This window comes from Chakrabartyella piscis, assembly GCA_030067835.1.
In the GTDB taxonomy this organism is placed as follows: Bacteria; Bacillota; Clostridia; order Lachnospirales; family Anaerotignaceae; genus Chakrabartyella; species Chakrabartyella piscis.
Genome location: CP092441.1, coordinates 2,842,604 through 2,861,594, shown reverse-complemented (window position 1 = coordinate 2,861,594; position 18,991 = coordinate 2,842,604). Strand labels below are relative to the sequence as shown.

The following is an 18,991-nucleotide window of genomic DNA, read 5'->3' as shown; positions in this document are numbered from 1 at the left end:
TCTTTTTTCTTTGGAAAGGATGATAAAATGAGAAATCGAAAATGGATTTGCGTATTGTTATCAATGATTTTAATGCTTTCATCGGCATTGACTGCTTTTGCTGGCACATCATTGGACACAGCGCTGAACAAAGTAAATCTTTATATGAAAGCAGAAAAAGGCGCACAGCTTATGACATGGAAAGGCATCATTGATGCAGATAACTTCGCAACAGCAATGATTGTATATGAAACAGAGGATGGTGAAGAATTGCCAGCTTATTGTGCCAACCCAGATAAACCTGGGGTGGAAGAAATGGCAAGCCATACCTACGATGTAGATGTGGATCAGTTGGATCAAAACCCAGAAGTTTGGGGTGTCATTACAAATGGATATCCCTACAAATCACCAGCGGAATTGGGTGTCAGCACAGATTACGAAGCCTATTATGCAACCAAAATGGCAGTATGGGCAGTGGTGCATGATAACTACAGTGACTTGGACGATTGGGCAGCCAATGGTAGCCAAAACACAGCAGTGGAGCAAGCCATGAAAAATCTTGTTGCCATTGGACGTGCCAATGAGTATGTGTATAACACTTGGTTGGCAACAACACCCACATCACCAACTTTGCAAGAAGAAGGTGACTACTACACACAAACCTATGAATTGACTTCAAATGTGGAGTTGGAAAGGTATTATATTGTACTCAGTGGAGATGTTCCAGATGGTACAGTGGTACTTTCAGAGTCAGGGGAAGAAGTAACGGAGTTTGATGGTACAGAGAATTCCTTTTCCATTCAAATCCCGAAGGATAGCATCACAGAAGAAGGGACTTTCCGAGTTTTGGTGAAAGCAACATTGGAGAATAAGTCGGTTATGTATGGTAACTCACATGATGATACACAAGATTATTATGTTGCGCCAATGCCAACCTACAATGGGGATTCTTGGGTGGACATCGCCTATTCTGCGGATGAGGGCGCACCACCAACAACAGAAACAACCGATCCAGACGAGCCTACCACCACAACAACAGGCTTGAACATTTTGAAGGTGGATGCTGGAACAAATGATGGACTTTCTGGTGCAGTGATTCGTGTGACCAATGCAACAGGCGGTGTCATTGGCACATATGTGACAGACGATAGCGGTAGCATCAATATCCAAGATTTGCCAACGGGTGCTTATTACATTGAGGAAATTGTACCACCTGATGGTTATGTTTTGGATGAAAACCCTCATCAAGATGTGGTCTTGGAAGAAGATAGGGACACCACGGTCACTTTTGCCAATGAGCCAGAAAGCAGGTTGGAAATCACAAAAGTAGATGCAGATACTGGTGAGAAGTTGGATGGTGCAGTGTTCCGTGTGGCTTTGGATGATGGCAGCAATTCCTTTGATGTGCAAACGGACAACAGCGGTGTTGCCTATCTTTCCAACATGAAATCTGGAACTTATACAGTGACAGAATTGGTTGCGCCAGATGGATATTTGTTGGATGATACACCACAAATTATCAAGTTAGTGGCTGGTGAAACCACAACACTTACCATGCAAAATCAAGCAGAACCAGGTCTTTTGGTACGCAAAGTGGACGAAGATACAGGAATGCCCCTTGCCAATGCAGTGTTTAGCATTGCAAAGAAAGGCGAAACCACCATTTATGAAATGACAACGGACAAAGCTGGCGAAATTCGTTTGGAAGGCTTGGAAGAAGGTTGGTATACCATCACAGAAACAACAGCACCAAGTGGATATTTGCTGGAAACAGAGAGCAAAGATGTGTATTTGGAACCCAACCAGTTGGTGGAAGTCATGTTTACCAATCGTTTGCGACCATCCTTGCAGATTATGAAAATTGATGCTGTGACAAATGAACCTTTGGCTGGTGCAACTTTCAAAGTCACCAAAACAGAGGATATGACCGTCAGCGAATATATCACCGATAGCACAGGTACAATCGTTATTAGGGATTTGGACGAAGCAGTGTACACTGTGGAAGAAATCTCTGCTCCAACAGGTTATATTTTGGATACCCAGTATAAAGACATTGCTTTGGAATGGGGCAAAACAAAGACATTGGTCTTTGAGAATACAAAGAATCCCACACTGATTATTACAAAAATAAATGGATTGACCAACGAACCCATTGCAGGCACTGTCTTTGAAATTCAATATGAAAATCCAGATGGTGGCATTGAAAATCTAGGCACTTATAAAACAGATGCCAGTGGTAAAATCGTCATTGAAAATGTGTCAACTGGTTGGTATATTGTGACAGAAACCATACCAGCCCAAGGATTTAGTTTGCCATCCGATCCAACAACACGCATCTATCTGTCAGAGGGCGAAAATGCCTACCTAACCCTAGATGAAACTGGAAGTGATGATAGTCAAGATACATCTACAAGTACCACCACAAGCACCACCATTACAAGTGGAAATGACTATACAGGTGGTGTGACAAACTATCCTTTGAACAGCATTGTCATCAAAAAAGTGGATGCAAATACATCTGAGATGTTGGCTGGTGCAGTTTTTGAATTGCGTCAAGTTTCTGAAGATATTTCAGGCAATTCTGGCACAATCATTGGTCGATATACCACGGATAATTCAGGGATTATTGTGGTGACAGGTTTGACCGCTGGTGCGTATATCGTGGAAGAAGTTGATCCACCAACCAACTACCTATTATCAGAAAATAGCCAACAACAAGCATGGTTAAAGGCTGATGGTACAAGTATCGTGGAGATGACTTTTACCAACTATCCATATGGTTCGCTTCTCATCAATAAGGTGGATGAAAACGATGGTACACCTTTGGCTGGTGCAGTGTTCAAAGTCACAACAGGTGATGGGACACTTGTAGGCAGCAGCAATGGGGAATATACCACAGATCAAAATGGTGAAATCTTGATTCCAAACTTGAAACCAGATAGCTATGTGGTGACAGAAATCCAAGCACCATCAGGCTATGTCATCAATTCTACAGCCAAAACCATTGACATTGGTACAGATGGCAAAACCTATACGTTGACCTTTTCCAATCAACCTTTAAGTGGTTTGAAAATCATTAAACTGGATAGCGAAACCAGAGAACCCCTTGCAGATGCAGAGTTTGAGGTGCGAAAACTGAATGGGGAATATGTAGGCGATTACAAAACAGATTACAATGGTACCTTCTTCGTGGAAGATTTGGAAGATGGGTTTTATGAGGTGACAGAGCAGAAAGCACCTACTGGGTATCATTTGGATAATGAACTAAAGATAGTTGAGGTGAAAAGCACACAAGAAACGGTTTTGGAAGTGTTGAATGAACCATTTTCTGACCTTGTCATTGAAAAAATTGATAGTCAAACAGGAGATCCCATTAAGGGTGTAGAGTTCTTGATTACTAAACTTAATGGGGAAGAAATCGGATATTACACAACGGATAAATATGGTTTGATTACCATAGAAGGCTTGGCATCTGGTGAGTATATCTTGAAAGAAACAGAGGCAGCTGATGGCTACAAAATCGAAGATACTGCAATCGAATTCACTATGATAGACGGACAGAGAACAACAGTGGAAGTGGAGAATACACCAATGTCCTCCTTGTTTATTCGTAAGATTGATAGCGTAACCAAAGAAGGTATTGGCGGTGTGAAATTCCTTTTGTATGATGCAGACAATGATCCAATCGGTGAATACGAAAGCGATAACGAAGGTTATGTGTGGCTGGACAAAACCTTGGAAGATGGCAAGTATAAACTAAGAGAAATTGAAGCAGCCGAAGGATATATTGGTGATGATGAAGTGAAAACTTTCTGGGTTAAGGAAGGAAAAACTACGGAAATCATTTGGGAAAACACACCACAAGCAGGTCAGATTGTAATTACCAAACGATCTTCAGAATACAACGAATTGACAGGCTTGCCAGCAGGCTCATCCCTTAGTGGTGCAGTGTTTGAGATTTATAACATCACTGGAAACTTGGTGGATCAAATCACATCTGATAGCGATGGTGTGGCAGCATCCTCACTTTTGCCAGTGGGTGTCTATACCATCAAAGAGGTTTCTGCACCGAGATACTATGCACTGAATGATACAATGTTGTTGGCAGAGATTAGACACAATGGAGATATCATTCGCTTTGAAGTGTTGAACAGTAGCATAGATTTGGATTTGAGTATCCAGAAAAAAGGACCAGTTCAGATTATGCCATCTAGCACCATTCACTATGAAATTTATGGTGTGGAAAATGGTTCTTCTGGTAGCATAGAAGATTTCTATATCCACGATAGAATCCCAACAGATGCCACAAGAATTCTCAAAATCACAACCGGTACATTCAATGAACGTGGGTACTACACAATCACCTATAAAACCAATTATCGTGATTATATGGTGCTTGCCGATAACTTGCTGACGGAAAATGATTATGAGTTTAGCTTACATTCCAATGTGCTTGGTTTGCAAAATGGCGAGTATGTAACTGATGTGCGTTTTGAGTTTGACAGCGTTGGCTCAGGCTTTGCCCAAACAAAAAACATTAGTGTATTTTGTCAAGTGTTGCCAACTATGCCTAGTGGGTATCAAATCATCAATCGTGCAGAAGTTGGTGGACGTTATGGAAATGAATGGGAATCCAGAACAACCAGCTGGAACACCACTGTATTTGGACTCAATCCAACCTATGTAACATTGCCCCAAACAGGGTATTGATGAATCAAACAAGAATAGCATAACTTAAAAATGGCTATGGGACTTCAGATTTTGAGGTTCCATAGTTTTTTAAAAGAAAGGTAGTGAATATATGACAAAGAAAAAAAGAATGATGTTGTATTTCGGTGTTGCTGTTTTGGCTGTAATACTGATTTTTTTATTTGCAAATGAAGTATATGCAGCAGATGTTTCTGGCGCTATTGAGGAAACTTGGAAAGCAGCAGCACTGGAAATCAAAGAGGTGACCAATCAGGTTATCTTCCCTGTGGTGGATATGATTCTGGTGATTGTGCTGTTTGTGAAACTTGCAGTAAGTTATTTCGATTACAAAAAACATGGTGAGTTTGACTTTATGCCACTTGCTATTTTGTTCTTTGGGTTGATGTTTGCCCTGACAGCACCGCTTTATATTTGGGATATTTTAGGGATTTGATAGAACAAAACCCACAGCACTTAATATGTTGTAGGTGTGTTTTATGATTAGATGGATATTTGGTATTTGGCATAGAATTATGAATTGGCACGTTTATTAGCAATCTCAAAAGCACGCATATCTCCACGTCCCCAAGTTGCAGTTAGTTTCAGTGAGCATATTTTCCAATTGCCATTTTCTTTTTTCAGTTTGTGCGTATAATATCCGCCAATAGTTCGACCGATTTCACTTGTGCCTTCCTGAACAAAATGTTCAGCTTGCATATAAACTACAGTATTTGCAGTGTCACCATTGATATCAATTACAAAATTTGTTAACTGATGTTGTGTAACATTAAACCCTGGTATTAGAGAAGTCACTTGTCCAATATATTGGTCATTTGTCACTGTCATAGAAGGACCTCCAGATGTAGTGAAGTCGATGTAGACTTCATCGGAGAGGATGGATTTTAACAAATCCCAATCACGTAGGTCAGCAGCTGTTGCATATTTCAAAATGGTTTGCTCAATTAAGGCTTTATCATAAAGCCATTTGATGGTTTGCTCTGTATTCATAAATACCTCCCAAAGTTATATTTATAGTTCAGTATCACCAAAACAGTGGGAGATATACGAAGTGTTATGTATAGAAACTTGTCAATTGGGTTTCTTTTGTAAAATACCAATCTAATATAAGTATCTTTTGGGATGTTTTAGGGATTTAGCAAATTATCGCAATTTCCATAAAACAAAGTCTATTTTCTTAATATCGCTTATGGTTGAATTAGGAAATTGAGCATCAAATTTTTGGAGTAATTCTGTGCACTCACTTGTCCCCATAAAAGACTGATAACGATTAATAATATCGTCGTATACGGATATTGTTTTTTCGATTCTATTTTTAGCGGATGGATATGGCAGTTTTAGACCGAAATTTTGCAAAACAAATTTATCTAATATGGGATAGGTTGGATCAATAGTCGCTAGCATTTTACTAGAAAAAGATGCTTCGACACGATTTGTTTCATTGTATAATGTTTTTATTATAGTGGAAAAATCTGGTGATTGTGTTTTTAAAGATTCAAACAAAGAAAAATAAAGGGTGTAGAATTCTTGCGAGCGTTGTCGCATCTTGAAGAAACCATTAAATGCTTTTTGGAATTCTTTATTTGAGGATAAATCTGTGTTATGAACTTGGCTTACAATAAATTCATATTTATGTAGATCGGATTCAAGGTTTTGCAGTATCAAGTCAATAGATTTGATATCCATATTAAACATCTCCTTTTCAAAATCAGATGATTTATTCTTTAATACTATCTTAGCATATCTTGTGAAATTATGATACTTAGAGTAAAAAAGAATTAGATTTTGTTACATATTGGTATAGCTTATACTTCAAACTTCGAGTATTGTGTGTTTACAAAACAGAAAAGGAGATGAACCCAAATGGAAACCAAGAACTTATGTGCTCAGATTCCAATAGCCTTACACCAGAAAGTCAGTGATGAGCGTGAGAAAAAAGGCATCACAACAAGCCAATATGTAACAGAAATCTTAGAAGAATTTTATCGAATGAAGGAGGCAAAGCCAATGACAAAAGACACCAGAACCCTTGCACTGCAAATCCCAGAAGAACTATTCGAGAGAATCAAAGACCACTTGCAGAAAACAGGAATGAAGCAAAAAGACTTTATCATCGGCTTGATTTTAGAAGCCTTAGAGGACGAAGAACACAATGAAACAAATAAAATAGAAGCAATGTAAACATCAATAGACAAACAACTTGGAGAGTGAAAACTCTCCTTTTTTATTGTGAAGGAGGTGGTGGTATCAAAAAAGAAATGACAATGGGTTCATTATTTGATGGGATTGGTGGCTTTCCACTTGCTGCCATACGAAATAGAATCAAGCCTGTTTGGGCATCGGAAATCGAAAAGTTTCCAATGGAAGTGACGAAAGTACACTTTCCAGATATGTTGCATCTGGGTGATATTACAAAACTGGATGGAGCAAAAATACCGACTGTGGACTTGGTTTGTGGCGGGAGTCCTTGCCAAGATTTGAGCCTAGCGGGAGCCAGAAAAGGCTTAGCTGGGGAGCGTTCAGGACTATTTATGGAACAAGTAAGAATAATCAAAGAAATGAGGGATGCAGATGAAAAACGAGGAAATGCAGCTGAATTTATTCGACCAAGATATATGCTCTGGGAAAACGTCATGGGTGTGTTCTCCTCCCAAAGTGGCGAAGATTTCAAGGCGGTCTTGGAAGAAACGTGCAAAATTGCTGACAGCACCATACTTATACCTCGACCTGAGGGAGGGGTATGGAAATCTGCTGGGTGCATTTTGGGAGGAAAATTCAGCGTTGCTTGGCGAGTATTGGATGCGGGGTACTGGGGTGTCCCCAAAGAAGAAATCGAGTGTTTCTTGTGGCAGATTTTGGAGGACATTCCACATATCCGCAAGAAGGCGGAGCAAAACCGAAGGTTTTGACTTTTGGTTTACCAAAAGTATTGAACAACCCAAAATACTATTTGAGCAAGACAGCTTGCTTGGGAATTTTAAGGAGAGCTGAAAGCAGAGGAAAGGAATTGCCAAAGCAGTTGAAAGATGCATTGTTGATTCAATCAGGGCAAATGGCAGAGGTGCAAATGGTGGATGATGAATTCAAAAGTTACCACATCAATCAAAGAAATGAGGGGATTGACTTGGATGGATTGTCTGGTGCCTTGCTTGCAACACAGAACATACAGATGCAAACATTTGTGAAAGAACCACTGTATTGTTTGTCCGACCAAGGTGGTGAATGCATGAATGTTACCAAAGATATGGTTGGAACTTTGCGAGCCAGTATGGGTGGTCATTTGCCGATTATCAAACAAGAGTTGTACGAAAATCATGCAAAGGATGCAAGGTACACAGGGCCACTTGATGTAGCACCAACCATATCTGCCATCTATGGAACAGGCGGAAATAATACTCCATTTGTTGCAGAACCAATAGCTTTTGGAATCGAAGCCATCATAAATGAAACAGACACATCTCATACCTTAGATACAGCAAATCCCAATCCAAACAAATCTCAAGGAGGACTTGCCATTGTGCAAGAAAGCTATTGCATTGCAGCCAACACCATCAATAGAGATGTGAAAAATGGTGGCAATGGATTGGGTTGTCAAAGTGATATTGCATACACTTTAACTACCGCAGATGTGCATTCGGTTTACAAACCAGAGCCATACCAAGATGTGGTTGGTGCAATTTGTGCCACCGATGACAAAGGTCCAAACAACCAATATGTGGGTGCAAATAAATGTATCGTAGATCACCAACAGGTGTTTGGACAAAGTTCTTATGGTGGATATGGTGATGAAATTAGTACCCTTTGTGCAACAGGTGGAAACAATGGTGGTGGTTCTGAAAATCTTGCAGTTACAAGAAATTTAGTTCGTAGATTGACACCTTTAGAATGTGAGAGATTACAAGGTTTTCCAGATAACTGGACGAACATTGATGGTGCAGCCAATTCCCCAAGATATAAAGCACTGGGCAACAGCATTGCGATTCCTTGTGCTGAATACATCATGCAAGGCATTGCGTTGGCACTGGGTGGAGGTGATATATGTGTTTGATTTGGCAGTGGATGGTGTACTAGATCAATTTTGCGATTGGATTTATGGGAGCATCATCGAGTTTTTTGGTGAGTTTTTCACCATGATGAATTTAATGGGTGCAGAATTATTTGAGATGGATTGGATTCAAGGTCTGCTCTTATTTTTTTATCAATTTGCTTGGTGTTTGTTCATTGTGGGGATTGTGGTGGCAGTTTTCGATATGGCAATCGAAGCACAAAAGGGCAAAAATACCATACAAGATTTGGGACTCAACATCCTAAAAGGATTTTTTGCAGTCAGTTTATTTACAATAATTCCGATTGAATTATATACCTTTTCGGTGAATCTTTCTGGGGAACTGATTTATGGTTTGACCAGTTTGACTTCCTCGCCAGATGATTATGGTGCCATTGGTGAATTGGTTGCAGGCTCGTTTCAACTGATTAGTGGTGGGATATTCATTCAGATTGTGCTGGCATTTATGATTGGATATGCGGTAATTAAGGTGTTTTTCGCAAATTTAAAACGTGGTGGCATACTCATTATCTTAATGGGGGTAGGCAGTTTATATATGTTTTCTGTGCCACGAGGATATGGCGATGGATTTGTCAATTGGTGCAAACAAGTGATTGCTCTTTGTATGACAGCATTCCTACAAACCATCATTTTAATTGCTGGACTTGTGACCTTTAATGCAAATATGTTGTTGGGAATTGGAGTTATGCTATCGGCAACGGAAGTGCCACGAATTGCCAATAACTTTGGCTTAGATACCAGCATGAATGTGAATATGATGAGCGTGATGTATTCCACACAGGCAGTCACTAGGCTGATTAAAAAATGATAGGAGATGAAGCAAATGTATATTTACCCAAGTAACTTAAAAGAAAAATCCAAGTTTGCACTGTGGTCATTGAAAGACATTACCATACTGCTCATGGGTGCCATTTTATCCGCTGTGATTTTGGCAGTGATAGACGTGATGTTGCCATTGGTGCTGGTTGTAATCTATGGATTTTTGACCGTTCGTAGTGAAAATGAAGTGACAATCGCAGACTATATCAAGTTTGCATTTCGCTTTTTTATGAAGGAACAGCAGACGTTTGATTGGAGGTTTTGAAAAAATGTGGTTCAAAAAAGAAAAATCCACACGAGATATGGTGGGGATAGCCAATATAAATGAAACAAGTATCGAAACACTAGAGGATGAAACTTTGGTGTTTTTTATTTTGCAACCAGACAATCTTGCAGTGCTTTCAGAGGAAGCAGTGCATACAAAAATACGCAATCTAACTGCAATTTTGAAATCTTTAGATGGTTTGGAAATGGCTTGTATCAATTCCAGAGAAAATTTTGACAGCAACAAACATTTTTATAAGCAACGCATATTAAGGCAACACCGCACAACTCTCTATTACAACCTTTGCGGTTTATTTCCCCGTCAGAATCACCAAAAATACTCGACGATATTTCCGATATCGCCTGTGTTTTTTGATAATTATGACGAAAAAATCTACTCGCAAATTTTGCAACCAGAGTTGTGCGGTATTGCCTTAGAAGAAAAAATCCTGAAAGTTCGTGAGATTTTGGAACAGGAATTGACCTATCTGGATCGTGTGCAAGTGCAGATGGCATCGGCAAGGGGGTTCTTGTTGGTGGCAAGGGCGAAGAATAGCCAAGAAGAAGTTTTGGCTGTGATTGGCAGAGTGGAAAAGCTGTTGAAAGACAATGGATTCAATGGGCGATTGGCAAGGAAAGAGGATTTGAAACGAATCTTGTCGGTTTACTTCATTCAAAATATCACCCAAGTGTACTTTGATGATATAGATGGAGAGCGTTATGTGAAAGAAAATGTTCTGTAAAAGATAATGTTATTATGAAAGAAGGGATGCTATGAAAATCAGTAAAATCAAGAAAAACAAGTTGCTGTTGCCAAAAACAGAAAGAGAAAAAGAAGAAGCCAAGGTCAAAGATTTTTTGGATATGTGTAGTCCATCGGTGTTGCGATTTTACCACGATTATTATATTTGTGGTAGCAGTTTTCGTTCTGTTTGGGCAATCAGCCATTATCCATCAGAAACCAATGAGCAAGCCATTTTGCAACATTTAGGTGAGCGTTCAGGTGTGACCATTCATATTTACACAAGGCACGTTACATCGGCAGAGGAACGAAAAATCATTCAAAATGCAGCCAACAAGAATCAATTGGAACGCTCCACAGGTGATATGCAAAGCACTGTTGTGGCAGAAAGCAATCTGCAAAGTGTATCCAATCTCATTGCGCAGCTGCACAGAGATCGTGAACCTTTGATTCATTGTGTAGTGTATATTGAAATCTCAGCACCATCACTTGAAAAGTTGAAAGAGATGCAATCCGATGTAGAAGCAGAACTGACACGTTCCAAACTTTCCTGTGACAAGCTTTTTTTGCGACAACAAGAAGGATTTCAATCGGTGAAACCATGTGGGCACAATGACTTTCGAGAACAGTATGAACGAGTGTTGCCAGCAACCAGTGTGGCAAATACCTATCCATTCAACTATTCTGGTAAGGCAGATGAAAAGGGTTTTTACATTGGAAACGATAAGTATGGTTCAAATTTATTCATAGATTTTCAGAAACGAAGTGAGGACAAAACCAATGCAAATGTGTTGATTTTGGGAAATTCAGGACAAGGGAAATCCTATCTGATGAAGATTTTGATGACCAATATGCGACTCAGTGGTATGGACATCATTTGCTTGGATGCAGAAAGTGAATATGTGGATTTGACCGAAAACTTGGATGGGCAATATCTAGATTGAAGGTGGCAGGAGCTGAACACACTCGTCCTCAACGAAAATAAATGAGCCTTTTCGGCTTATCCTCAATCGAAATAGCTTCGGCTATTCCTCAATCGGACGCACCAAAAATTCTCTATTTATTTTTCGCTGAGGATGCAAGGCAGTTTTATGATGAAAATTCTTTTTTCTAGCAAGGCGGAGGATTGAAGCGTACCCAGAGGTACGGTGATTGACGACAACGCAGTCTAGGGAGAAGAAGTTTATCACAAAACCGAGCGGGTTCAACTCCTGCCACCTTTAACCAGTGGGGAGTTTATCATCAATGTACTTGAGCCAAAAACTTGGGATGAAGGTGAAAATATCTTACCTCGTCATATCTCCTTTTTGCGTGATTTTTTCCGTTCTTACAAAGAGTTTACCACAGCAGAGATTGATGTTTTGGAAATTTTGTTGGAAGAATTATATGAGGATTTTGGTATCAATGAGGATAGATTACTTGGGAAAATGAGTGGCAATGAATTTCCTATCCTTTCGGATTTATACAAACTGGCAGAGGGGAAACTGAACACATATCAGAATGACCGAGGAAATATCTATACCAAAGAAACCTTGCGAAATTTGTGCTTGAAAATCAAATCCATTTGTATTGGTGCAGATAGCAAGTTTTTTGATGGGCATACCAATATCAAAAACCATAAATTCATTACATTTGGTGTGAAAGGAATCCTTGAAGCCGATGAAAGTATTCGCAATGTTATGCTGTTCAATGTGCTTTCCTATATGTCAGATGCACTGCTATCCAAAGGGAATACAGCAGCATTTTTAGATGAGCTGTATCTCTTTTTGTCAAATGTAACTGCCATTGAATATATCAGAAATGCAATGAAACATGTGCGAAAAAAGGAAAGTGCTGTGATTATCGCAAGTCAAAATGTTGAAGATTTCAACCAACCAAATATCAAAGAAATGACCAAGCCACTTTTTGCCATTCCAACCCATCAATTTTTATTCTTTCCAGGGAATATCTCCAAGAAGGAATATATGGAAATGTTGCAACTGGAAGAATGTTTGTATGACTTGATTGGCTACCCAGCAAGGGGTGTTTGCGTGTTTCGTCATGGTGCGGACGTGTATCATTTGGTTGTGAAGTGTCAGAAATATAAAGAAAGATTGTTTGGAACTGCAGGTGGTCGCTGATGAAAGTGGCACTTCTCAAAAAAGCCATTGCAACAGCTTTGACCGATGAACGATTAAGAAATGGGGTGCTTTCCTTTGTGGTTGGTGCTATCATTTGCCTGTTACTGCCACTGCTTTTGCTGGTTTCTATGGTCAATACAGAAGCAAACTATAGCCGTGAAGTGGCAAGAATTGTATTTCAACAAGAAGAAATACCTACAGATTTCCCAGAAGAACACGTTGCATATATCGAGGAAATACAAGAGCAATTTTTGATTTTAGATGATGTAATAGAAGTATGGATAGAGGAAAATATGGAAGAAAACATGGATGGACTTGATGACTTACAAATCAAGTCTTATTTTTATGTTTTGTATTTTGGCAAAGAAGATTTGGAGTTTGCAGATACATTTTACCAAGAATTCGTAGAAGTTTTTGTGGAGAACGAAACGGATTTGGAGATACAGGAAGAATTGGAAACATTGTTGGATATGGAGTTTACAGAAGATTTGGCAAATGACCAGAAAGAAGTGTATCTCTTTGTAAAGTATGGATACTCTGCAACATCGAATTTCAATGGCATTCCCAGTGAAGCCTTTGATGATGAAACCTTTGCTACATTGATGGGCGAAGCAACGAAATATATTGGTATGGCTTATGTTTGGGGTGGTAGCTATCCATCAACAGGCTTCGATTGTTCAGGTTTTATTTGCTGGAGTTACACCCAATCTGGCGTATATCAACTGCCCAGAACAACAGCACAAGGGATTTATAACCAATGCACAAGTGTTGCAAAAGAGGATTTGCAACCGGGGGATTTGGTGTTTTTCACAGACACATATACATCAACAACTGATGTAACTCACGTTGGTATTTACGTTGGTGATAACCAGATGCTGCATTGTGGCGATCCCATTGGATATGAAAGTTTGAGCAACTCCTATTGGAAACAACATTTTTATGCATATGGAAGATTGGCCATGAGATAAACTCATGGAGTGAAAAATGAAAAGTGAATGGTGAAAAGTTAGAGTCAAAAGTACATTGAAAATCAAGTGGAACTAGGAGGAAACAATATGAAAATTTTAAAAGTAGAAGTGGGCAAAGAACCATATATGAAAGAAATTGAATCGGATTTGAAGTCATTGCAAAATGAGGTGGAAGGCTTGATTGAACCCATCTATATGGATGATGGCAACTTAATTATCGTCAATGAAGAAGGCAAAATCAATGGCATGGAACCCAATCGATGGCTTGGAGATGTAGATATTATCTGTGGACCATTCTTTGTTTGTGGTGATGATGGCGAGGAATTTGCATCCCTGAAAGAGGAAGGTATTGAAAAATATAAGGAGATGTTTTCAGAAATCCCCACATTTACCATGCAAGAAAAGCAACTGGAACCAAGGGTGGAGATTTATGGCTTCAATCCAAAAGACCTAGATTGGATGTGATAATTATATGAAGAAAACTAAAATTGTGTTGGAATTTGAAAAAGACAAACTGGATGCGTTGGTGTTCTATTTGCAGAAGAAAGAAGAAAAGCTAGAGAAAGAGTTGGAAACTGTCATCGAGGAATTATATCAAAAAAGAGTGCCAGCTGTGACAAGGGAATATTTGGAAAGTAGGATTGTAAGCGAGAGTAAGCCGAAATCAGAGAAGATAAAAGAACAACATTCGGTTCAAATAAACACAAGTGCTACGAGAAACGAAACTATAGAATCAATGCCATAAGCGGTGAATGGCGATGTGTCCCCACTGTAGCCACGGTGTACCATTTTGTTTCCCGAATGGAGCAACTACCCCAATGAGAGATGTAAACCGAAATTAGGGCAAATGATGGCAAAGTACGAAAAGAGAGAAAAGAAGGTTGAGGTGGTGCTTATGATTTCAGAATCAGAGCTTTTAGAGAGGTTTTAGGTCTTTTTAAGAGTTGCAGGATAAAGGGAGGTGGTCGAAATCGCCCCTCCCATGTCACAAACGACGGCAGTGCCGACGTTTTCTGCAAATATGTAGGTGGTCGTAAAACAAGAATAATTCCACAGGAGTGGTCGTAAACCAAAGGAATACCCAAATCAAAGGCTTTTCTAGGTGGTCGACAAGGTGGTCAAGGAGAAATGGAGGTCATTATGGACGAAAACAAAAGAAGAATGGCAGTGTGGATGAGTCCGAAAACATTTGAGGCAATCGACAAGGTGTATGAATCGGATAACTGCAAAAGCAAAAGTGAGTTGATTGAGAAATCAGTTCTTTTTTATTTGGGGTATTTGCAAAGCACTGAATCTGCAGAATACCTATCAAAAATTTTGGTATCTTCAATGCAAGCCGCAATTAAAGAATCAGAAAACAAACACGCAGGCAACTTATTTCGCTTGGCGGTGGAAATGAATATCATGATGAATTTGCTTGCTGCGAGTATCAATGTGGATGAATCTGACATCAAAAAAATACGAGAACGATGTATGCAAGAGGTGAAAAAAACTTATGGCAAAATAAAATTTGAAGATGCAATTGCTTACCAACGAGGTGATGATGGATGGCAAAGTTGATTTTGAAATTTCCATATCTCAAAGGTGGTGCAACCCATAAGAAAAACACTGTGGAGTATATGGCGACGAGAGATGGTGTTGTGAAAAATCTAGTTGCCGATACATTTTTACATGACAAGAAAGAAAACTATGTTGGCTATATTTCAAAGCGAAAAGGTGTTGAGAAAGTTGCTGAACATGGTCTGTTTACTTCAGGCGATGCAGAAATATCTTTGCGAAAAGTTGCGGAAGAAGTTGCAAACCATGAGGGCAATGTCTGGACACCCATCATTTCTTTGAAACGTGAAGATGCCGAACAAACAGGATTTAACAATTTAGATAAATGGAAAAATACATTGGAACAATATGCACCTAAGCTTGCAGAAAATATGAAAATTCCCATAGAAGATTTTTGTTGGTACGCAGCTTATCACGATCACGAACAGCACCCTCATGTGCATTTGATTTGCTATTCCAAGAATCCAAAGAAAGGGTATGTCACCAAACAAGGGATTGCAAATTGCAAATCAGATTTGTCTAAACTGATATTCAAAGACCACTTACAAGATGTGTATTTTGCAAAGACAGAACGGAGAAAAGAACTGAAGGAAGAGTGCAAAAAATCCTTTGCAGAAATGGGAAAGCAACCGATACAAAATCAAGAAATACAAAAATTGGTTTTGGAGTTGCGAGAAAAACTCAATCAAACAAAAGGCAAAAAAGTATATGGTTATCTTCCAAAGGATACAAAAAAATTAGTGAATCAAATCGTAGACGAACTGGAGAAAGAACCATCTGTGCAAGAAGCATATTTGTTGTGGCAAGAGATGCAAAACCAAGTGTATGAATTGTATTCTGATAAGGAATATGTCTATCCAAAATTATCAGAACAAAAAGAATTTCAATCCATCAAAAATAATATCATACAACAAGTTTTATCATTGAACCACGAAGAAATCCAAAAGCAACAAGTGGAAAACGTATCTGTAAATCTTGTGAAGCATCTATCCAAAATATTCAGGAAATCTGTTGCCAACGAACAAGACACAGGCAAGTTGAAAGTGGAAAGCAAACTGTTCCGAAAAATGATTGAGAAAAAACGAGATCAAGGTTTGAAATTGTGAAAGGAGCGTTATGGCAAAATTTACGAAGGAGCAAATTGAAAAAGCAAACAGCGTTTCCTTAGAAGAATACCTTATGTGTCATGGCGAAGAATTGAAACAATCTGGAAATGAGTTTCGCTGGATTTACCATGACTCCCAAGGGGAACACGATAGCGTTTGCATCAAAAACAATCGTTGGTATGATCACAAAAATCAAAAGGGTGGATATACCATTGCATTCTTGAAAGAGTTTTATGGTTTGGATTTCAAAGGTGCGATGGCAGAATTATTGGACAATACAACTTTGCAAATGGAAGTGCTATACCATGCAAAACCCAAGCCGGAATTTATACTTCCTGAAAAATCAAAATACAATCATAAAGTCTATGAATACTTGGTGGACAAACGATATATTCGCCAAGAATTCGTAGACTTTTTTGTTTCCAAAGGAAAGATTTATCAAGGATTTCAATTCAATAGCATAGTGTTTGTTGGCACGAATCCAAATGGAATGCCTAAGTCAGCAAGCATGAAAAGTCCATACAATTCCTTTCGTTCAACGGTGAAAGGTTCTGATATGAATTATGGATTTTGTCATCGTGGGAACAACGAACAGCTGTATGTGTTTGAAAGTGCGGTGGATATGTTGTCCTTTATGACATTGCAAGTAGATTTGGAAAAAGGCAATAGTTACTTGTCGCTGGATGGACTGTCACCAAAGGCAATGCTTAGATTTTTGGAAGAACAGAAGAATATCAAGCACATCTGTATTTGTATTGACCATGATGTGGCTGGTATTGAAACCTACGATAAATTTTATGATATGCTGTCTGAAAAAGGCTATACGGTCAATCGTCTGTTATCAAAAAACAAAGATTGGAATGAGGACTTAAAGGAACTACATGGGGAAATACCAAAAGCATCAGTCCCACATCCAAAGATAGAACTGTACAAAAAAGTTGCTGAAAAAATGATAGCCATGCGTAATCGTCCATCGGAATACAATACTTTTCGAGATGAGTATGTCAAAAAACATGGCTTGCAATTTTTGGTTCGAGGTGTGTGCGGTGAGGTGAAAAAGCTAGAGGGAAATATAGATGATGATAAAAAGAGAAATCAATCCATTGTGCGGTTGATAGATTTGAGTATCACTGCCATTTGCTTATGCGATACAGAAAAAACATACGAAATGGTACTGCAAGAATTGATAGCAAAATACAAACCTTATACGGATAAAAATAAACTGCGAAAAAGACTAACAGCAATCAGTATCTTGGGCGAAGAATTGTGGCATGAGTTTCAAACAACAGGTGTGTGTAATGTGGAGATGTGGATGGAGATGGTAGACTTGGAAATTCGGTTGAAGATTTATTTTGATTTGGAATACCCCAAAGAAATGGAACGATTGCAAAATTTGAAAAGAATGAAAGTTGGGGATTATGATTTGAGTTGAAAATAAGGTTTTAAGATGGTAAGATTGTTGTAGAAATGAATTTCAAAAAAGCTACGCACTGCGTGGCGAATTGGGTGTAAGGGTATCTTTTTTTGATAATAGAGAAAGAATCATAAAACAAGTGATAGAGGTAGGTTTATATTCGTTATAGAAAGGAAAGATGATATGAATTTAGATAAATCAATATTAAATGATATCCGAGAAATATTATATTCTGCAAGAAACAAAGTTTATCAAACTGCCAACAATGCTATGGTGCTGGCTTATTTTGAAATAGGCAGAGCTATAGTTGAAAAACAAGGTGGAAATGAAAAAGCTGAATACGGAGCTGATTTAATCAAATCATTATCCATTGAGTTAACCGAGGAATTTGGAAAAGGATTTAAGACTTCAAATCTTAAGGATATGAGGCAGTTTTATTTAACTTTTCAAAAAAGCCACGCACTGCGTGGCGAATTGAGCTGGACTCATTATCGCCTTTTGATGCGTGTGGAAAATGAAAACGCAAGAAAATTTTATGAAGATGAATGTGTGAAATCCAACTGGAGTACACGACAATTGGAAAGACAAATCAATTCGTTTTTCTATGAAAGATTACTATCGAGTCAAGATAAAGAGTTGGTCAGTAGCGAAATATTATCGTTAGAACCAAAAACGAAAACAGCAGAAGATATTATCCGTGATCCTTATGTGTTGGAATTTCTAGGACTTCCTGACCAAGCCAATTTTGCTGAAAAAGATTTGGAAGAAGCCTTGATCAATCATTTACAAAAATTTTTATTGGAACTTGGTAGAGGATTTTCCTTTGTAGCAAGGCAAAAAAGAATCACCTTTGATGGCAGACATTTTTATATTGATTTACTTTTTTATAATTATATTTTGAAATGCTTTGTTATCATAGACCTTAAAATTGGAGATTTAACACATCAAGATATTGGACAAATGCAAATGTATGTAAATTATTATGAAGCAGAAATGATGAATGATGGAGATAATCCGCCTATTGGAATTGTTCTTTGTGCAGATAAGAGTGATAGTCTTGTAAAATATACTTTGCCAAAGGATAGCAACATTTATGCCTCTAAATATAAATTGTATTTACCGAGTGAAGAAGAATTACGAAAAGAATTAAATAAAGAATATGAACAGCTGGATATAGAAAGAAAATTAAATGAAGGCTAAGTAATAATGAATCTGCAAGAAAATAAAAGAAAATCAATCAACCACTGCC

18 protein-coding genes and 1 pseudogene are annotated in these 18,991 nt (G+C 38.5%); 17 read left to right on the top strand and 2 right to left on the bottom strand.

Going from position 1 to position 18,991, the window contains the following annotated elements:
- The first annotated feature begins 27 nt into the window (after positions 1-27).
- Positions 28-4,689, top strand: a complete 4,662-nt coding sequence (locus tag MJY40_RS12970; RefSeq protein WP_317854619.1) for a SpaA isopeptide-forming pilin-related protein — start codon at positions 28-30, stop codon at positions 4,687-4,689.
- Positions 4,690-4,780: 91 nt separating this feature from the next.
- A complete protein-coding gene (locus tag MJY40_RS12965) occupies positions 4,781-5,122 on the top strand; it encodes a DUF3852 domain-containing protein (RefSeq protein WP_317854274.1) in 342 nt (113 codons plus the stop codon).
- Between the two features lie 77 nt (positions 5,123-5,199).
- Here the strand turns inward: MJY40_RS12965 and MJY40_RS12960 are convergent, their stop codons facing one another.
- Both MJY40_RS12960 and MJY40_RS12955 read right to left on the bottom strand, forming a co-directional pair.
- Positions 5,200-5,676 (bottom strand): nuclear transport factor 2 family protein, encoded by a 477-nt coding sequence (locus MJY40_RS12960; RefSeq protein WP_317854273.1) that lies wholly within the window; start codon positions 5,674-5,676, stop codon positions 5,200-5,202.
- A gap of 153 nt (positions 5,677-5,829) precedes the next feature.
- Positions 5,830-6,372, bottom strand: coding sequence for a hypothetical protein (locus MJY40_RS12955; protein ID WP_317854272.1), 543 nt, complete (start codon positions 6,370-6,372; stop codon positions 5,830-5,832).
- A 177-nt stretch (positions 6,373-6,549) separates the two neighbouring features.
- On the opposite strand from MJY40_RS12955, the gene MJY40_RS12950 reads away from it, so the two are divergent.
- From MJY40_RS12950 to MJY40_RS12885, 15 genes and pseudogenes are all read left to right on the top strand, one after another.
- The gene (locus tag MJY40_RS12950) at positions 6,550-6,867 is read left to right on the top strand and encodes a 4-oxalocrotonate tautomerase (protein ID WP_317854271.1); all 318 of its coding nucleotides are present in this window, start codon (positions 6,550-6,552) and stop codon (positions 6,865-6,867) included.
- A gap of 26 nt (positions 6,868-6,893) precedes the next feature.
- A complete protein-coding gene (locus MJY40_RS15500) occupies positions 6,894-7,595 on the top strand; it encodes a DNA cytosine methyltransferase (protein ID WP_331488184.1) in 702 nt (233 codons plus the stop codon).
- Entirely contained in the window at positions 7,532-8,734 is a 1,203-nt protein-coding gene (locus MJY40_RS12945; protein ID WP_331488183.1) for a DNA cytosine methyltransferase, read from the top strand. Before MJY40_RS15500 ends, MJY40_RS12945 begins: the two co-directional genes overlap by 64 nt.
- Complete coding sequence (locus MJY40_RS12940) at positions 8,721-9,560, top strand: conjugal transfer protein TrbL family protein (RefSeq protein ID WP_317856456.1); 840 nt, start codon at positions 8,721-8,723, stop codon at positions 9,558-9,560. Before MJY40_RS12945 ends, MJY40_RS12940 begins: the two co-directional genes overlap by 14 nt.
- 15 nt (positions 9,561-9,575) lie before the next feature.
- Complete coding sequence (locus MJY40_RS12935; RefSeq protein ID WP_317854618.1) at positions 9,576-9,836, top strand: hypothetical protein; 261 nt, start codon at positions 9,576-9,578, stop codon at positions 9,834-9,836.
- Between the two features lie 4 nt (positions 9,837-9,840).
- On the top strand, positions 9,841-10,578 hold the full coding sequence (locus tag MJY40_RS12930) for a hypothetical protein (RefSeq protein WP_317854617.1): 738 nt from the start codon (positions 9,841-9,843) through the stop codon (positions 10,576-10,578).
- A 31-nt stretch (positions 10,579-10,609) separates the two neighbouring features.
- A pseudogene (locus tag MJY40_RS12925) lies at positions 10,610-11,518 on the top strand (helicase HerA domain-containing protein); the annotation flags it as partial.
- 366 nt (positions 11,519-11,884) lie between these two features.
- The gene (locus tag MJY40_RS12920) at positions 11,885-12,697 is read left to right on the top strand and encodes a type IV secretory system conjugative DNA transfer family protein (RefSeq protein ID WP_317854616.1); all 813 of its coding nucleotides are present in this window, start codon (positions 11,885-11,887) and stop codon (positions 12,695-12,697) included.
- Positions 12,697-13,665, top strand: coding sequence for a C40 family peptidase (locus tag MJY40_RS12915; RefSeq protein WP_317854615.1), 969 nt, complete (start codon positions 12,697-12,699; stop codon positions 13,663-13,665). The genes MJY40_RS12920 and MJY40_RS12915 overlap by 1 nt, the downstream gene beginning before the upstream one ends.
- An 87-nt stretch (positions 13,666-13,752) precedes the next feature.
- Complete coding sequence (locus MJY40_RS12910) at positions 13,753-14,130, top strand: DUF3846 domain-containing protein (protein WP_317854614.1); 378 nt, start codon at positions 13,753-13,755, stop codon at positions 14,128-14,130.
- A gap of 7 nt (positions 14,131-14,137) precedes the next feature.
- Entirely contained in the window at positions 14,138-14,410 is a 273-nt protein-coding gene (locus MJY40_RS12905) for a DUF6103 family protein (protein WP_317854613.1), read from the top strand.
- A 395-nt stretch (positions 14,411-14,805) separates the two neighbouring features.
- Positions 14,806-15,225, top strand: a complete 420-nt coding sequence (locus MJY40_RS12900; protein ID WP_317854612.1) for a hypothetical protein — start codon at positions 14,806-14,808, stop codon at positions 15,223-15,225.
- The gene (gene mobP3, locus MJY40_RS12895) at positions 15,213-16,328 is read left to right on the top strand and encodes a MobP3 family relaxase (RefSeq protein WP_317854611.1); all 1,116 of its coding nucleotides are present in this window, start codon (positions 15,213-15,215) and stop codon (positions 16,326-16,328) included. Before MJY40_RS12900 ends, mobP3 begins: the two co-directional genes overlap by 13 nt.
- A 10-nt stretch (positions 16,329-16,338) precedes the next feature.
- Positions 16,339-17,760, top strand: coding sequence for a DUF3991 and toprim domain-containing protein (locus MJY40_RS12890; protein ID WP_317854610.1), 1,422 nt, complete (start codon positions 16,339-16,341; stop codon positions 17,758-17,760).
- 165 nt (positions 17,761-17,925) lie between these two features.
- Positions 17,926-18,942 carry a PDDEXK nuclease domain-containing protein gene (locus MJY40_RS12885; RefSeq protein WP_317854609.1) on the top strand — a complete coding sequence of 339 codons (1,017 nt, stop codon included), beginning with the start codon at positions 17,926-17,928 and terminating at the stop codon, positions 18,940-18,942.
- Positions 18,943-18,991 lie beyond the last annotated feature (49 nt).

Excerpts from the sequence above, each read along its gene's own strand:
- MJY40_RS12950 (WP_317854271.1), top strand. The coding sequence starts at position 6,550 with ATGGAAACCAAGAACTTATGTGCTCAGATTCCAATAGCCTTACACCAG.
- MJY40_RS12970 (WP_317854619.1), top strand. The coding sequence starts at position 28 with ATGAGAAATCGAAAATGGATTTGCGTATTGTTATCAATGATTTTAATG.
- MJY40_RS12965 (WP_317854274.1), top strand. The coding sequence starts at position 4,781 with ATGACAAAGAAAAAAAGAATGATGTTGTATTTCGGTGTTGCTGTTTTG.
- MJY40_RS12885 (WP_317854609.1), top strand. The coding sequence starts at position 17,926 with ATGAATTTAGATAAATCAATATTAAATGATATCCGAGAAATATTATAT.
- MJY40_RS12905 (WP_317854613.1), top strand. The coding sequence starts at position 14,138 with ATGAAGAAAACTAAAATTGTGTTGGAATTTGAAAAAGACAAACTGGAT.
- MJY40_RS12890 (WP_317854610.1), top strand. The coding sequence starts at position 16,339 with ATGGCAAAATTTACGAAGGAGCAAATTGAAAAAGCAAACAGCGTTTCC.
- MJY40_RS12900 (WP_317854612.1), top strand. The coding sequence starts at position 14,806 with ATGGACGAAAACAAAAGAAGAATGGCAGTGTGGATGAGTCCGAAAACA.
- MJY40_RS12955 (WP_317854272.1), bottom strand. The coding sequence starts at position 6,372 with ATGGATATCAAATCTATTGACTTGATACTGCAAAACCTTGAATCCGAT.
- mobP3 (WP_317854611.1), top strand. The coding sequence starts at position 15,213 with ATGGCAAAGTTGATTTTGAAATTTCCATATCTCAAAGGTGGTGCAACC.
- MJY40_RS12910 (WP_317854614.1), top strand. The coding sequence starts at position 13,753 with ATGAAAATTTTAAAAGTAGAAGTGGGCAAAGAACCATATATGAAAGAA.
- MJY40_RS12960 (WP_317854273.1), bottom strand. The coding sequence starts at position 5,676 with ATGAATACAGAGCAAACCATCAAATGGCTTTATGATAAAGCCTTAATT.
- MJY40_RS12935 (WP_317854618.1), top strand. The coding sequence starts at position 9,576 with ATGTATATTTACCCAAGTAACTTAAAAGAAAAATCCAAGTTTGCACTG.
- MJY40_RS12930 (WP_317854617.1), top strand. The coding sequence starts at position 9,841 with ATGTGGTTCAAAAAAGAAAAATCCACACGAGATATGGTGGGGATAGCC.
- MJY40_RS12915 (WP_317854615.1), top strand. The coding sequence starts at position 12,697 with ATGAAAGTGGCACTTCTCAAAAAAGCCATTGCAACAGCTTTGACCGAT.